16 protein-coding genes are annotated in these 16483 nt (G+C 46.7%); 11 read left to right on the plus strand and 5 right to left on the minus strand.

Annotated features, from left to right (window positions below; all coding sequences use genetic code 11):
- The first annotated feature begins 12 nt into the window (after window positions 1-12).
- From WH95_RS19275 to WH95_RS19315, 9 genes are all read left to right on the plus strand, one after another.
- Window positions 13-1305, plus strand: a complete 1293-nt coding sequence (locus tag WH95_RS19275; RefSeq protein WP_046510045.1) for a replication-associated recombination protein A — start codon at window positions 13-15, stop codon at window positions 1303-1305.
- Between the two features lie 152 nt (window positions 1306-1457).
- Window positions 1458-2135, plus strand: a complete 678-nt coding sequence (locus tag WH95_RS19280; protein WP_046510046.1) for a cysteine hydrolase family protein — start codon at window positions 1458-1460, stop codon at window positions 2133-2135.
- Window positions 2136-2306: 171 nt separating this feature from the next.
- On the plus strand, window positions 2307-2687 hold the full coding sequence (gene crcB / locus WH95_RS19285) for a fluoride efflux transporter CrcB (protein ID WP_046510047.1): 381 nt from the start codon (window positions 2307-2309) through the stop codon (window positions 2685-2687).
- Window positions 2684-3742: an RluA family pseudouridine synthase gene (locus tag WH95_RS19290; protein ID WP_046510048.1), complete on the plus strand. Its 1059-nt coding sequence runs from the start codon at window positions 2684-2686 to the stop codon at window positions 3740-3742. The genes crcB and WH95_RS19290 overlap by 4 nt, the downstream gene beginning before the upstream one ends.
- 60 nt (window positions 3743-3802) lie before the next feature.
- Window positions 3803-4477, plus strand: a complete 675-nt coding sequence (locus WH95_RS19295; RefSeq protein WP_046510049.1) for an HAD-IA family hydrolase — start codon at window positions 3803-3805, stop codon at window positions 4475-4477.
- Between the two features lie 56 nt (window positions 4478-4533).
- Window positions 4534-5247, plus strand: a complete 714-nt coding sequence (locus WH95_RS19300; RefSeq protein WP_046510050.1) for an ATP12 family chaperone protein — start codon at window positions 4534-4536, stop codon at window positions 5245-5247.
- A gap of 115 nt (window positions 5248-5362) precedes the next feature.
- Entirely contained in the window at window positions 5363-6895 is a 1533-nt protein-coding gene (locus WH95_RS19305; RefSeq protein WP_046510051.1) for an acyl-CoA carboxylase subunit beta, read from the plus strand.
- Window positions 6896-6968: 73 nt separating this feature from the next.
- The gene (locus WH95_RS19310; protein WP_204247845.1) at window positions 6969-8978 is read left to right on the plus strand and encodes an acetyl-CoA carboxylase biotin carboxylase subunit; all 2010 of its coding nucleotides are present in this window, start codon (window positions 6969-6971) and stop codon (window positions 8976-8978) included.
- Between the two features lie 144 nt (window positions 8979-9122).
- A complete protein-coding gene (locus WH95_RS19315) occupies window positions 9123-9548 on the plus strand; it encodes a hypothetical protein (protein ID WP_046510052.1) in 426 nt (141 codons plus the stop codon).
- Between the two features lie 153 nt (window positions 9549-9701).
- On the opposite strand, the gene WH95_RS19320 is transcribed toward WH95_RS19315, so the two are convergent.
- The 5 genes from WH95_RS19320 to WH95_RS19340 all read right to left on the minus strand — a co-directional run bounded on the left by WH95_RS19320 (window position 9702) and on the right by WH95_RS19340 (window position 15008).
- Entirely contained in the window at window positions 9702-11072 is a 1371-nt protein-coding gene (locus WH95_RS19320; protein ID WP_046510053.1) for a glutamine synthetase family protein, read from the minus strand.
- Between the two features lie 76 nt (window positions 11073-11148).
- Window positions 11149-12201: a twin-arginine translocation signal domain-containing protein gene (locus tag WH95_RS19325; RefSeq protein ID WP_046510054.1), complete on the minus strand. Its 1053-nt coding sequence runs from the start codon at window positions 12199-12201 to the stop codon at window positions 11149-11151.
- A 143-nt stretch (window positions 12202-12344) separates the two neighbouring features.
- Window positions 12345-13664, minus strand: coding sequence for a TRAP transporter large permease (locus tag WH95_RS19330; protein ID WP_046510055.1), 1320 nt, complete (start codon window positions 13662-13664; stop codon window positions 12345-12347).
- A complete protein-coding gene (locus WH95_RS19335) occupies window positions 13664-14173 on the minus strand; it encodes a TRAP transporter small permease subunit (protein ID WP_046510056.1) in 510 nt (169 codons plus the stop codon). The genes WH95_RS19330 and WH95_RS19335 overlap by 1 nt, the downstream gene beginning before the upstream one ends.
- A 1-nt stretch (window position 14174) precedes the next feature.
- On the minus strand, window positions 14175-15008 hold the full coding sequence (locus WH95_RS19340; protein WP_052742167.1) for an N-formylglutamate amidohydrolase: 834 nt from the start codon (window positions 15006-15008) through the stop codon (window positions 14175-14177).
- Between the two features lie 208 nt (window positions 15009-15216).
- Between WH95_RS19340 and WH95_RS19345 the strand changes: the two genes are divergently transcribed.
- Window positions 15217-16092 carry a MurR/RpiR family transcriptional regulator gene (locus WH95_RS19345; protein ID WP_046510057.1) on the plus strand — a complete coding sequence of 292 codons (876 nt, stop codon included), beginning with the start codon at window positions 15217-15219 and terminating at the stop codon, window positions 16090-16092.
- Window positions 16093-16193: 101 nt separating this feature from the next.
- Window positions 16194-16483 (plus strand): RHS repeat-associated core domain-containing protein (locus tag WH95_RS19350; protein WP_046510058.1); only part of this gene is annotated, 290 nt, incomplete at its 3' end.

Raw genomic sequence — 16483 nt, forward strand, 5'->3', positions numbered from 1 at the left:
GGAATATATTAGGTGGTTGGTTTATTTGAAGATCCATCATCAAGACCGTTGGCGGATCGGTTGCGCCCGCAAACCCTTGATCAGGTGGTCGGTCAGGATCATCTTGTCGGCGAAAATGGTCCCGTTGGACGCATGGTTCGTGCGCAACGTCTTGCCTCTATGATTTTGTGGGGGACGCCGGGCTGTGGAAAAACCACAATTGCCCGTTTGTTGGCTGATGTAACCGATATGCACTTTGAACCGCTATCGGCCATTTTTTCCGGCGTTGCCGATCTGCGCAAGATCTTTGAAAAAGCACGCGAAAGGAAGGCGATGGGGCAGGGGACCTTGCTTTTCATTGACGAAATCCATCGCTTTAACAGGGCACAGCAAGACAGTTTTCTTCCCTATATGGAAGATGGCACAATTGTTTTGGTAGGGGCGACCACTGAAAACCCTTCTTTTGAATTGAACGCAGCGCTGTTATCGCGTTCCCAGGTCATGGTCTTAAAGCGCCTTGATGAAAAGGGGATGGATGATCTATTGGTAAGGGCGGAGCAGGAAATGGGCTTTGAACTCCCCCTTTCGGATGAAGCTCGTCAATCGGTGATTGCCATGGCAGATGGTGATGGTCGTTATCTTCTCAATATGGCTGAAGAGCTCTTTACCTTGCCGCCGGGTGATGCGCTGGATACAGGGGATTTGGCAACTGTTATTCAAAAGCGAGCCCCGATTTATGATAAAGGACAGGAAGGGCATTATAATTTAATATCAGCCTTGCATAAGTCACTGCGTGGTTCTGATTGTGATGCAGCTCTCTATTGGTTGGCGCGGATGTTGGCGGGTGGCGAAGACCCCAATTATATAGCGCGAAGGCTTTTACGCTTTGCAGTAGAGGATATCGGTCTGGCCGATCCCAATGCTATGTCACAGGCGTTACATGCCTGGCAATCTTTTGAACGTCTTGGATCTCCAGAAGGGGAATTGGCACTTGCACAAGCCGTGATCTATCTGGGTACGGCTCCGAAATCCAATGCCGCATATTCTGCCTATAAAAGCAGTGTTCGATCCGCAAAGGAAACCGGATCCCTTTCACCCCCGATGCATATTTTAAATGCCCCAACCAAGATGATGAAAGATCTTGGGTATGGAAAAGATTACGCTTATGACCATGATGCACAGGATGGTTTTTCGGGACAAAACTACTTTCCGGATAATATGCCGCGGCATAATTTCTACCAACCCGTGGAAAGGGGCTTTGAAAGAGAGGTCAACAAACGCCTTCTCTATTGGGATAAACTACGCCAAGAGCGGCAGAAATCCTAAGGATTAACCAAGGAATGCAAAAACTGCGTGTCTGCCATGTATATCTGACGATTGCAGAGGTGCGACATTTTGGTGTTACCTGTAGCCAATAATCCTAAAACAAGTTCTTGTGTTTAGAACACAGACCACGTTCCAAGAGGGTAAAGCCAGCAATGCCAGATTATATTCGTCCGCAAAAAGATCATGTGGCACTCATTTCTCTATCTGCGCAGCGAGATTACATCCTCCCGAGTTCACCAATTCGTGCATCTGGTCTTTCCCGCGCTATTCCTGCGATGGAAAAGTTGGTTCAAGGTTTTCGCGATCGTTTAGCCCCGGTTTACCATTCAATCCGTCTTTATAAAACGGACGGATCAAATGTTGATCTCTGCCGTCGTACCGCCGTTGAAGAGGGCTTACGCATTTTTATGCCGGGAAGCCTTGGCGCGGAACTGGTGGATGAGATCCAGCCTGAAGGCAAAGAGGTTCGTATTAATCCCGATCTTCTTTTTGACGGCAAGTTTCAGGAAATTGGTGAAAATGAGTCTATCTTCTATCGTCCACGGTGGGGCGCGTTCCATGACACGCCTCTAGAAGATGAGCTTAGATCCCGTGGCGTAAACACACTTGTTCTGTGTGGCTTCTCATTCACCACGGCAACACGGGCAACAATTTATGAAGCAAGCGCACGTGATTTCCGGGTTATTGTTGTGCCTGATGCTTTGTGTAATGCGACGGAGCAAGGTCTTCGTGAACTCGGCCGTATGGGCGTGTACATGATGGAAACAGATGAATTGCTGTCCTGGTTGCGCGATCCACGTGAGAATGGCGAAAACGAAAAGGCTGCTTAGCCCTTACGTAAGTAAAAAGTCATTTCTCTTTTTTTGCCAAGCTGCTGCATATTTGTTAGTTAGAATTGAATACATTGGTGCTAATGGATTGCCTAAGCGCCTTCTGTAAAGATTCTTTCACGGTCATTCTGGCTTAGATTATTCTTGTTTGACCATCTTGGCAGGTAAGTAATGAAGATGCTGGCAGTCGTTGCTCTTGGTGGTGCTATCGGGGCAATAGGACGATATTTGGTCATTATCACGATGGGTTCTATGGTGGGGACTATGATCCCTGTTGGAACCTTGACTGTAAATATCGTAGGTTCTTTCGCAATGGGCATACTTGTTCCCTTAATTGGTGTTGGTGATCTTGTTTCGCAGGAACTGAGAGCTTTTCTTACGGTTGGTTTATTAGGCGCATTTACAACGTTCTCTACTTTTTCGATGGATGTCGTTGTTCTTTTCCAGCGTGATGCCATTGGATTGGCAGCCTTGTACTTGTTTTTATCTGTCTTTCTCTCTATAGCAGCCTTTGTTACTGGGTATTATCTAATGAGGTCTTTTGTCGTATGAGTGCCGTTACCATGGTTAAAGTTGGAACAGATGATGGCGGCGTGCGTCTTGATCGCTGGTTCAAAAAACATTACCCGGCTTTTAGTTATATTCAGGTCGAGAAAATGTTGCGCAAAGGCCAGATCCGTGTTGATGGTAAACGTGCAAAAGCCGCATCCAGATTAGAGCCCGGACAGGAAATTCGAGTGCCACCAGTGCCGGATCGTTCGGCAGAAAATCGACCGCGTCGAAATGAACCAACTATGAATCCTGAAGAGATCCAATATGTCAGGGATATGGTAATTTATCGGGATGATTCTGTTATTGCGTTGAATAAACCCGCTGGTTTGGCCGTCCAAGGGGGAACAGGGCAAAGCAAGCATCTGGATGGCATGCTCGAAGCTCTTTGCTATGATAAGCAAGAAAAACCGCGTTTGGTACACAGGCTGGATAAAGATACAAGCGGTGTTCTGTTGCTGGCACGAAATGCAAATTCGGCACGTATTTTGACCAAAGCCTTTAAAGGTAAAACAGCTAAAAAAGTTTATTGGGCGCTTGTTGCCGCTGTTCCTCCACAAAAAAAAGGTTGGATATACCTACCGCTGGAAAAACAGGCTGGGGCACAGGGCGAAAAGATGGTGATTGATTATGATACCGGGAAAGAAGCCCTGACATTATATAATATGATTGACAAGGTGGGCCGTAAAGCAGCCTGGGTTGCGCTGATGCCGTTGACCGGACGTACACATCAACTTCGTGCCCATTGCGGTGCACTCGAGGCTCCGATCCTTGGGGATGGCAAGTATGGTGGCAAAGATGCTTATCCCCTTGGAAATAAAATTCCAAAAGACATGATGCTACATGCCCGAGAGATTGCAGTTCCCCATCCCGAAGATGGAACAACACTAAGGGTAAAAGCGGACCTTTCCCCCCATATGATTGAAGCATGGAAGACGTTAGGCTTCAAGCAGGGTCATGGGGATGATGCCGTTGATTTGCTCGAAGGTTATGCCGGGGATCTTGCTCACTGTCCTCCGCGCGAATTAAGAGATTTTTACAAATCCAAAGAATATTAATTCTTATCGTATGAATTTTGGCGAGCGTTAAAGCTCGTATTTATTTGAAGTGAGGTAAAGGTGCTAGGGCAACCTTTTAAACTGGTTATTTTTGATTTTGACGGCACGCTTGTTGATAGCCAGTTCAATATTCATAAAAACATGGTTGAAGCTTTTATTGTAAATGGCCTTTCTGAGCCGACTTTGGAAGATGTGCGCCGGATCGTTGGTTTGAAATTGGAATATGCTGTGGCCGAGATGCTTCCTGGGGATGCTGACTGGGAATTGGCCTGCAAGGTTTCGGACTCTTATCGGGAAGCTTTTGTAAAGGCCCGGCAGAAGCCTTGTTTTGAAGAGCCTGTGTTTACAGGCGTTCGTGAAATGTTGCACCGCTTGGATCAACCGGAAACACTGTTGGCTATAGCGACGGGTAAAAATTTACGGGGCCTTAAAAAGAGTCTAGACCATCACGGTTTTAATGATCATTTTGTTACGTTGAAGACTGCTGATGACGGACCGAGTAAGCCGCATCCTGAAATTCTATATCAGGCAATGGCAGAAAATGGTGTTGATCCAGAAGATACCGTCATGATTGGTGATACGACCTATGATATTGAAATGGCACGCGCAGCGGGTGTTTCTGCGGTAGGAGTTTCCTGGGGATACCATGAAGCTCAGGCCTTATTTGATGCAGGCGCTCACTTGGTTGTGAATTCTTGCGAAGAACTTCCCGAACGCTTTGCTGATCTGATATAGTAGATATTGTAAAAAAAAACAGCTGCTTAATCCTAACTGATGAATAGATTGAACTGATGTCTTCTACTCTTGCTTTAAAACGATTTTATAAACAGGCTACTGCCGAAGCTGCTGATGAAGGCTTTGTTGTTCTTCTTGATGGGCGCGTTGTTAAAACACCAGAACAGCTTCCGTTATTATTTCCGACCTTGAAGCTGGCCGAAGCTGTTGCCGCGGAATGGGATGCACAGGAAAAGGAAATCGACGCAGCTAGCATGCCGATGATGACCCTTGCCTGTACGGCGATTGATTGGGTTGGTAAAGAAAGGCTTCAGGCCGAAGAGGGCATTGGTGAATATGCCGGGCATGATTTGTTGTGTTATTGGGATGATAGCATGCCAGAGCTTCAGGACTTGCAGAAAGAAGTCTGGCAACCATTGCTGGATTGGACAGCACTGACCTTTGATGCGCCTTTGGTTACGACCAGTGGTCTTTTGAGTGTTGAACAGCCCGAAAGTGCGGTATCTGCCCTGAAAAAGGCTGTGTGCAGTTTTCCCAATATGGAGTTGGCAGCCTTATCAACCATCGTCAGAACCGGTGGCTCTTTAATCGTCGGGTTGGCATTACTAAAAAAACATATTGATGTTGAAAAAGCTATAGAAGCCGTGCTTTTGCATGAGAAATTCCAGATTGAACGCTGGGGTGCAGATGAAGAAGCAGAACAGCGACATGTAAATATTTTAACTGAATTTCGCACTGCAATGAAATTTTTAAGTCTAATTCATGACTGACGAGTTACAGAGCACTAGTATCACTTAACCCTACGTGCTATCAATGACGTCCTGTTAAATATCGCAGTGCAAAACTGCGCCTCGGAATTGATGACATAACAACGTGGGGGAACACGTGCAGGATATCATACAAAAACTGGAAGCAAAGCGACAGGCTGCCAGAAGCGGTGGAGGAGAGCGTCGGGTTGAAGCGCAACATGGTAAGGGTAAACTTACAGCGCGTGAACGCATTGACGTATTACTTGACGAAGACTCCTTTGAAGAATGGGACATGTTTGTCGAACATCGTTGTATCGACTTTGGTATGGAACAACAGAGTGTTCCTGGTGACGGTGTCGTTACTGGAAGTGGTACAATTAATGGTCGATTGGTTTTTGTGTATAGTCAGGACTTTACCGTTTTTGGCGGTTCGCTCTCTGCTTCACATGCGCAAAAAATCATAAAAATTATGGACAAAGCCATGGAGGTCGGTGCTCCGGTTATCGGCCTTAATGATTCAGGTGGTGCACGTATTCAAGAAGGGGTTGATTCCCTTGCAGGTTATGCAGAAATTTTCCAGCGTAACGCAATGGCTTCCGGTGTTATTCCGCAAATTTCCATGATTATGGGACCTTGTGCGGGCGGGGCGGTTTATTCCCCGGCTTTGACTGATTTCATCTTTATGGTGAAAGACAGCTCTTATATGTTCGTGACCGGGCCTGATGTTGTCAAAACCGTAACACACGAAGAAGTAACCGCAGAAGAGTTGGGTGGTGCAATCACTCATAGCAGTAAGTCCGGGGTTGCAGACCTCGCTTTTGAAAACGATGTTGAAGCCTTGCTAGAGCTTCGTCGTTTCATGGGCTTTTTGCCATCTTCCAACAGAGAAAAGGCACCTTCAAAGCCATCAGCAGATCCTGCGGATCGTGATGAGTTTTCTCTGGATACACTGATCCCCGATAATCCTAATAAGCCCTATGATATGCAGGAACTTATTAGTAAAATTGTCGATGATGGCGAGTTCTTTGAAATTCAACCTGACTATGCTGGCAACATTCTGGTTGGTCTGGCGCGTGTTGATGGCGAGACCGTCGGTGTTGTGGCGAACCAACCCATGGTTCTTGCTGGATGTCTGGACATTGCGTCTTCCATCAAGGCGGCACGCTTTGTCCGTTTCTGTGATTGTTTTAATATTCCGCTTGTAACCCTGGTTGACGTTCCCGGTTTCTTGCCTGGCACCTCACAGGAATACAACGGCATCATCAAACATGGTGCAAAGCTACTTTATGCCTATGCTGAAGCAACGGTACCAAAGGTAACTGTTATTACCCGGAAAGCTTATGGTGGTGCTTATGATGTGATGTCATCCAAGCATCTGCGCGGTGATGTAAACTACGCGTGGCCGACCTCGGAAATCGCTGTGATGGGGCCGAAGGGTGCTGTTGAGATTATCTTCCGTCAGGATATTGGCGATACCGAAAAAATCGAAGAGCGAACAGAAGAGTATCGCCAGAAGTTTGCGAACCCCTTTGTCGCTGCGTCTCGCGGTTTTATTGACGATGTGATCATGCCGCACGGCACAAGACGTCGTGTTTCAAAAGCCCTGCGAATGCTTAAAAACAAGCAGCAGCAGAATCCTTGGAAAAAACACAGCAATTTGCCGCTGTAAATGATGGAGCTGTTTCCAATGCAAAACAGATCTCGATTTTATAGTGTCATCATAAAGCAGGGGGCTTGAAAACATGGCCTTGTTTGAAAAAATACTTATTGCAAACCGTGGTGAGATTGCTTGCCGCGTCATCCGTACAGCCCAAAGAATGGGGATTAAAACGGTTGCTGTCTATTCCGATGCAGATGCAGCATCTCTTCATGTTGAAATGGCTGATGAAGCCGTTCACATCGGTCCTGCGGCTTCTGCCGAGAGTTATCTCGTTATCGAGAAAATTATCGCTGCCTGTAAAGAAACAGGTGCACAGGCGGTACATCCCGGTTTTGGATTTCTGTCGGAAAATGCGTCCTTTGTGAAAGCATTGGACGAGGCTGACATTGTCTTTATCGGCCCGCCAACCAATGCAATCGGTGCCATGGGTGACAAGATTGAGTCCAAGCATCTTGCTAAACAGTCAAATGTGAGCACCGTTCCCGGACACATGGATTTGATTGAAGACGCTGAAGAAGCGGTCAAGATTTCCAGTGATATCGGGTATCCCGTTATGATCAAGGCCTCTGCCGGTGGTGGTGGTAAGGGGATGCGTGTTGCCTATAATGATGAAGAAGCACGCGAAGGCTATCGTTCTGCACAGAATGAAGCGCGTTCCAGCTTTGGTGATGACAGAATTTTCATTGAAAAGTTCATCGAAGAACCTCGTCACATTGAAATTCAGGTAATTGGTGACAAGCACGGTAACATTATTCACCTTGGTGAGCGGGAATGTTCCATTCAACGCCGTCATCAAAAGGTGATTGAAGAGGCACCATCCCCGTTTCTGGATGAAGCAACACGTGCGGCAATGGGCGCAGAAGCTGTCGCTCTTGGCCATGCTGTAAATTACCACTCTGCAGGTACAGTTGAGTTCATTGTTGATAAAGACAAGAACTTTTACTTCTTGGAAATGAACACACGTATTCAGGTTGAACATCCTGTAACTGAACTCATTACCGGGATCGACATCGTCGAATGGATGATACGTGTTGCTGCGGGTGAAAAACTTGGGCTGAAACAGGATGAGGTCAAACTTGAGGGTTGGGCCGTTGAATCCCGTGTGTACGCCGAAGATCCCTTGAGGAATTTCCTGCCTTCGATTGGGCGTCTTGTTCGCTATGAAGCTCCGGAATCAGATGAAGAGTATAATGGACGTCCTGTGATCCGTGTGGATACCGGGGTTGAAGAAGGATCAGAGATCTCTATGTTCTATGATCCGATGATCGCCAAGCTGTGTACTTATGGCCCAGACAGGCTATCTGCTATTGAGTCAATGCGCACAGCACTAGATTCATACTATATCCGCGGTATCAACCATAACATGGGCTTCTTGTCTGCTGTTATGTCACAAGATCGCTTTGTCGAAGGACGCTTGACCACAAATTACATTGCCGAAGAGTTTCCAGATGGTTTCTTAGGGCTTGAAGCAACGGATGAGCAAACAAAAATACTGGTTTCTGTTGCGGCCGTTCTGCAAACTAATCTTTCAGAACAAACGGCACTCGCTGCACATTTGAACGGTATTTCTGGCGTTGATATTCCGGTTGAACTTACGGTTTTTGTTGATCGTAAAGCGCATCCTGTCCTGATTGATCTACAGGATGATGGATACCTTGTTTCTGGTGATGGTTTTGAAACTTTGGTTCGGGGGGATTGGCTTGCGCATGAGCCCGTCTTTTTTGGGGAAGTGAACGGCAAAGAGACTGTGATACAGATTGATCGCAGAGGCCCCGCGCTAAAATTAACTCTGTCTGGCTTGACAGTTGAGGCGCTGGTTATGGAAAGCCGCCTGGCGGCTTATAATGAGCTTATGCCAGAAAAACTTCCACCTGATATGTCCAAGTTCCTTTTGTCACCAATGCCGGGACTACTGGTTTCTGTTGCTGTTGAAGAGGGACAGAGTGTTAAGGCCGGTGAAGAGCTTGCCGTCATTGAAGCTATGAAGATGGAAAATATTCTTCGTGCGGAAAAAGATCTCGTGGTCAGTAAAATTTCAGCCTCTGCTGGTGAAAGCCTTGTTGTGGATCAGGTGATTATCGAATTCGAGTAAAAAAATCTCCTCGATTTGATTGGAAAAGGGTCGTTTTATACGGCCCTTTTTATTGCGCGCTTTCTTGTGGTGTAAGCGGGAGGCATTAATGATAAGCTGTTGTTTCCTGAATAATTTTGTGCGTGATCTTTACAGGAATGAAATATGGATCAACTTGACCTTCCCAAGGATGTGATCTGGTCAGACCGTCGGTTCTGGTTTGAAGATCTGGAAGCCGAATACAGCCAATCCGGTGCGCAAGCCCCAAGTGAGCAAGCCTGTGCGCTTATGATTGATTTACAGGCAACCTTTTGCGTTGGTGCCTGGGCGGCGACGATTATACTGTGTTCGTCTATTATTCAGGCCCAAATCAAAGAACATGGCACACAACTATCCTGGATTGATCCAAAAGAGTTATCGTGGATGAACAAGCTCAGGAACCGGATTGTCCATGGAGATAAAAGAAAACCCGGGATAACCATTCAAGACCAATGGACCAGACGTGATGACTGGGAACAACGCGCCCGAAAAGCAGTGGAGTTAACATTCAAATCCTTGTATCCGGTTGGGGCTGTTTCGTTATTGGATTAATATGATCTGCAAGATGGTAGCAGGTTATCATCGTTATCAGTCATTACTGTAAAAAAAAGCCCTCACCATTAAAGTGAGGGCTTTGCGTCTGGCTTGCTTATTTATTTGGGAAGACGGCTTACTCAGACGCTTATAAAGTGTTTGTCGTTATTCTTATGCGCGTTCGAAACCGCGTGCGACTTCCCAGTCGGTGACGCGGCGATCAAACTCTTCCTGTTCCCATTCGGCAGCGCGGGTGTAATGATCTATAACATCATCGCCCATTGCGGCACGGAGCATAGTTGATTTGTTCAGTGCCTGGGCTGCACCGCGCAGGGTATTGGGAATGGAGCGTGCATTTTCGGATGCATAGGCATCACCCTTGAATTCAGCTTCAAGCTCGCGTTTGTTCTCAATGCCGTCAATTCCCGCGGCCAAAAGAGCAGCCATTGCAAGGTACGGGTTTAGATCAGACCCACCAACACGGCATTCAATGCGAATGGCTTTGGTGCCTTCGCCACACAGACGATAGCCAGCGGTACGATTGTCCTTGCTCCAGATTGCTTTGGTTGGGGCAAAGGTGCCTTCGGCAAAGCGTTTGTAAGAGTTAATATAGGGAGCGAGGAAATAGGTCAGGTCGCTGGCGTTGTGTAGGAGGCCGGCAACATACTGACGCATCAGTTCAGACATACCGTATTCACCATTGGGATCATGGAACAGTGCTTCTTTACCATCCGCAGACCAAAGAGACTGGTGAACGTGAGAAGAACTTCCCGCGGCATCGTTATGCCATTTGGCGAGGAAGGTGAGGGCCTTGCCTTTTTGCCAGGCGATTTCCTTACAGCCATTTTTGATGAATACGTGATTGTCTGCTGAAATCAGAGCATCGTCATATTTGACGTTAATTTCTTCCTGACCCGCAGAGGCTTCGCCTTTGGAACATTCAACAACGATCCCGGCGTCATGCAATCCATTACGGATCGCGCGCATAACATCTTCTTCCTTGGTGGTTTGGAAGATGTGATAATCTTCGTTGTATTTCCCTAGAGTTTCCAGAGAATGGTAACCGCTTTTGTGAGCTTCTTCGAATGAGTTTTCAAAGAGGAAAAATTCAAGTTCAGAGGCCATATAGGCCTTCATCCCCATTGCTTCCAGACGGGCGACCTGTTTCTTGAGAATGGCGCGCGGAGAATGGGGGACTTCTTCGTGGGTGTGGTGGTCGAGCATATCGCACATGACAAAGGCAGTACCTTCAAGCCATGGGACACGACGCAGAGTGCTCAGATCCGGTTTCATGGTATAGTCACCATAACCTGATTCCCAGCTGGTGGATTTATATCCCTCTACTGTTTCCATCTCCATATCCGTTGCCAGAAGATAATTACAGCTGTGGGTTTCTTTGTGGCCACCATTGACGAAGTAATCAGCATGGAACCTTTTGCCCATAAGGCGGCCCTGCATATCGGCCTGACATACAAGGACGGTGTCAATCTCGCCGCTGGAGACGGCTTTTTTCAGATCTTCAAAGGAAAGATTGCCGGACATAGCTAAACTCTTAATTTTAAATGTTTAAAAAGGTGTCACAGCCCGACAATCGGGCTGTGACATGGTAACGATGGGCTTAGCCGTAACGGTAAGGTTTACCAGCTTTTTCCATTGTCTTTGCGTATTTCTTGAGAATATCGACAACACGCTTGGAACGATCACTTTGCTCAGCAATCTCATCCCAGAACTTGTAAGCTTCCTGCTCAACAGTTGCCCACTCTTCATCAGGAATGGTTGTAAGCTCAAGCTTTGTACCCTCGGTACGAAGCTGTGCTTCACCGCCCCAGTACCAGTGCTGACGATAGTAGTGAGAGCTGTCCATGCAAAGCTTGAAGAGTGTTTTGAGGTGCTCAGGCACTTCATTCCAACGGTCTTCGTTCGCAAAGAAAGAGCCACACCATGCACCAGAGATGTTGTTGGTGAGGAAGTAGTTGGTAACGTCCGCCCAGCCAACAGTGTAATCTTCGGTGATACCGGACCATGCGATACCATCGAGTTCACCAGTTTGCATTGCAACTTCGATGTCTTCCCAAGGTAGGGATACAGGAACAACGCCAAAACGGGATAGGAAGCGACCAGCTGTTGGGAAGGTGAAGACACGCTTTCCTTTCAGATCGGCCAAGCTACGGATTGGGTCTTTCGTCGCAAAGTGACATGGATCCCATGCACCAGCAGACAACCACTTAACGCCGTCAACTTCGTCATAGGCTTCTTCCCAGATCTCATTCAGGCCGTACTGGTTGAAGAGTACTGGCACATCGAGGCTGTAACGTGTACCGAATGGGAAATAACCACCAAAGACAGACACATCTACAGGCGCAGCGATTGAATCGTCATCACTCTGTACCGCATCAATTGTACCCTTTTGCATGGCACGGAAAAGTTCACCAGTTGGTACCAGCTGGTCAGCATAATAAAGCTCAATAACCATTTCGCCATTTGCTGCTTTGTTAAAAGCATCAATAGCAGGTTTGATTACGTGCTCTGCCAATGCAGGACCAGCATAGGTCTGCAAGCGCCATTTAATTGTTGATTGAGCGTGAACGGCTGGTGCTGCCAGAGTGGATGCACCAGCGGCGCCGACTGTTGCTAAGCCAGCCTTTTTAAGAAAATCGCGTCTATTCGTCATCGTATAGATACTCCCTGTTTAACTTTCTATATGCCCCAGACTTATTGGGCGGTTTAAGCTCTTTCACTTGGTTAGTGTAGTTTTGTCTTCACTTTTTTGTTTTTTAACCTCCTGTCAAAAATCATTCCTTCGTCATTCCATTTTTAGCCTTTGACGTACTCTGGCAGCCAAAGGGCAATTTCCGGGAACGACATTACAATCACTAATGCGAAAATCATGATCAGGACAAAAGGAATTACCGAGCGATAGATATCGACTAGTGAAATTTCTGGCGGTGCCATGGCCTTCATCAAGAAGAGGTTGTAGCCGAAAGGTGGCGTCATGTAGGCAACCTGAACTGTGATGGTGTAGAGCACTCCATACCAAATTGGGTTGAAGCCAAGCGCAATAACCAGCGGAATGTAAAGCGGTGCTACGATCACCAACATTGCGGTGTCATCGAGGAACATACCCATCACGATATAGGATAGCTGCATCAGGATGAGAATTTCCCACGGGCTAAGGCCCCACTTTTCAAGGAACAGGCTTTCGATGGCTTTTACTGCACCCAAGCCATCAAACACGGCACCAAATGCCAAGGCGGCCAAAATGATCCACATAAACATACAGCTGATGTTCAGTGTCTGCTTGATGGTGCTTTCGAGAACTTTGAAGGTGAGGCGCTTTCTAAAGATCGCTGCCAGCATTGCCGATGTGGCACCAATTGCAGAGCTTTCCACAAGACTGGTAATACCCGCAACAAAGAAGCCCGTCATGACAACAAAGATTGCTAGCGGCAGGATGCCGGCTTTTAGCAATGAGAGCTTTTCGGCCAACGGCATCTGGCGTTCTTCTTTTGGCAACACTGGACCAAGCTCTGGCTGTAAGCGGCATCTGACAACAATGTAAACAACAAACATTGTCGCCAACATTAGGCCAGGAATGGCACCGGCCAGCCAAAGGTCACTGACAGGTTGGCGCGCAATCATGCCATAGAGGACAAGGACGACACTTGGGGGCACTAGAATGCCAAGTGAACTACCCGCCTGAATAACACCTGTTACCATAACCTTGTCATAGCCACGACGGAGCATTTCCGGCAAGGCAATGGTGGCACCAATAGCCATACCAGCAACAGATAGACCGTTCATGGCAGATATCAGAACCATAAGGCAGATCGTTCCAATGGCAAGTCCCCCATGTAGAGGGCCCATCCAAACGTGGAACATTTTATACAGGTCACTGGCGATCCCTGATTCAGAAAGCATATAGCCCATGAATACAAAGAGAGGCAAAGTAAGGAGTGGATACCAACTCATTAACTTGGATGCCGCTGTAAAAGGCATTTCAACACCGCCTTCTCCCCAAAGGAAGAGAGCAGCTACCGCGGCAACAAAACCGATGGCTCCAAACACACGCTGGCCAGTAAGCATCATGACCATCATGGTGGAAAACATCAGTAATGCGATCATTTCATAACTCATTACAGTGTTACTCCTCTGGCTTTGGCCAGATCTTTAAAGAATGCTGATGTTGCTTGTAAAAGCATTAGAAACACACCAAGAGTCATGAGAACTTTAATCGGTGTAAGGGGGTATGGAACCAATGTCCGTGTTTTTTGCCCGACTTCGATGGTGTACATTGTGCTGGATATTGCGCCGATCAAAAGAACAACGAGATAAAAGACCAGGAAAATCGAAGTAAAGCTGTCAGCTTTGGCTTTACCTTTGGGCGACCATCTGCTGTAGAAAAGATCCATACGAACATGCGCGTCTTCCTGCATAGAAAATCCACCACCCAAAAGGTAGTATGCAGACATTAAAAACTGGGATATCGTCACCACCGAATTGATAGGGGTATCAAATAGTGTACGTGATATGGATGAATAGAGAAGTAACCCTATCATGACGAAGATCAGGTGCATTGTTACCAGCCCTGTAAACCGGTTTAATGCGTCGACCCCTTTGACATATGATTTTATTACGTTGGGCATTTTAGTTTCCCAGGCTCGTTTGTTTGGTTGTTGAAGCAAACTGGTTTTGTTTATTGTCCAGAGCTTCCTTTGCATTTCTAATGGCTTTAACCAGAATAGAGGCCATTTTATCTTGTGTATCCTGATCAGCAATCAGGTCATTTCTGATTTCGAGCATGACATTCATCAAACTTCTTGGGAGGGCATGCTCTGTCAAGGTGTGGGTGACACCATCAACAGGTGCATAAGGTTCGTTTAACCTCAAAACATAGTTTGATGTTTCAGCCGCGAAAGATTGAATTAATTGTTCTGCAAAACGATTGTCTTTGTCATGTAAAAAACCGATCTCAACGTCTCTTTTCTGCCCTTTATATACAGGTGTGAAAGAATGAACGGTTATGATGACAGGTTTATGGCTGTCACTCGTTTTTTTATCAAGACATGCTGTTACAGCCTCTTTAAAGGGCTTGTAAACATTGTTGATTCTGTTCTCGCGCTCTTCCTGGCTAAGGTTGGCATTACCAGGAATTTCAAATATCTCGCTTTGAAAAGGCATGGCATTCCATGCTTCGGGCGGACGATTGCAGTCATACACCAATCTGGATACACACTGTTCTACCAAAGGCGCATCAAGTTGTTTTGATAGCTGTTGAGCAACGGCCAGTGCACCGGGGTCCCACGCGATATGCTGTTTTATATCGTCGTCTGAAAGGCCCAGATTGTTATATTTAACAGGAATATGGTTAGAGGCGTGTTCACAGATAATTACGTATTCTCCATGCCCTGAAAGGTTGGTTGTTTTGACCACGCTTTCAGCTGAAGAATGATTATCGGAATTTAATAACTCGTTCGACAAGAACCTTACCCCAGGTATTTTTTCGTTTATTTTTGAAATTATATTTTCAGAATTAAGAAATAAGTCAAGAAATTTTCTGAAAATATTGTTTCAGAAAAATAAAATGTGGAGAATTTTCTTCATTTGTGTTTAAAGTAGGTATTGATTATCAATCTATTGGTACATTTTCAGGGTGCCGATAAATTTATCTGTGGAATAGAAACTGACAATGGGTACAAATCAGAATCTGACTGTTGCGGAACGAATTCGTAAGCAATTCGATAGTTTGACCCGGGCAGAAAGACAGTTGGCAAATGCTATATTAGAGGACTATCCCGTTTCGGGGTTGGGGAGTATTACAGCTGTTTCTGAAAGCTCGGGTGTCTCCACACCAACAGTTGCCAGAATGGCGAAAAAGCTTGGCTTTGGTGGTTTTCCCCAAATGCAGGCACAGCTGCACACAGAACTGAAAGCCACGATATCCAGCCCGATTGCCAAGCATGATCTGTGGTCTGAAAGCGCGCCCGATACCCATATTCTTAATCGTTTTGCGGATGCCGTCACTGAAAATATGCGGCAGACTTTAAAACAGATCGACCCGGAAGAATTCAATTCTGTCGTGGATCTTTTATCTGATTTAAAACGTGAAATTCATGTGGTCGGCGGACGCATTACCCGTTCAATGGCGGATAATTTTTTCACCCATATGCAGGTCATGCGATCTGGTGTGACGTTGGTAGCGCCGAACTCTAATACCTGGGCGCATTATGTTTTAAACATGAACGAAGGGGATGTTCTGGTCGCCTTTGATATCAGGCGATACGAGCACGACATCCTTCGTCTGGCCGAAGTTGCCAAAGCTCGTGGAGTGAAACTGGTTCTCTTTACAGATCAATGGGGCTCCCCGGCTGCAAAACTTGCGACCTATAGCTTGAACTCACGTATCGAGGTGCCTTCGGCCTGGGATTCACTCGTGGTAACACTTTTCCTGGTAGAGGCGGTTATTGCCGGGGTCCAGACACAAACCTGGAATGAAACCAAGAGCAGGATGAAAACGCTGGAAGAGCTTTTTGATCAAACCAAGATGTTCAAAAAGTTTATCTGATAGCATTCCTGTCTTAATGATTTCAACAACCTGTAGCCGACGCTATCTACTTTGAGTGGGTTGGAAATTATACAAATGTCACGGCGGATGCGGCGCGTTTTGTGCAGAATGATGCGCAAGAGATTTCCTATATCCTGTGGGATAGCCTTTTTACCCCGAAGAAGCTTGTGGACAGTTCGGGCGCGGTTGTCTGGGATGCGGCGTTAAGACCCTACGGTGGAGAGGAATCTATCCTCGGTTCTGCGGTTATGAACCTGCGCATGCCCGGCCAATACGTCGATGAAGAAACCGGACGCGGCAGCGGATCAAGCCTGACCCACCCGCTCTACTACAACTACAACCGCGACTACGACCCTGCCACAGGCCGATACACACAGGTCGACCCCATCGG

Origin of the sequence: Kiloniella litopenaei, from assembly GCF_000982415.1 — a bacterium.
GTDB classification, from domain to species: Bacteria; Pseudomonadota; Alphaproteobacteria; order Kiloniellales; family Kiloniellaceae; genus Kiloniella; species Kiloniella litopenaei.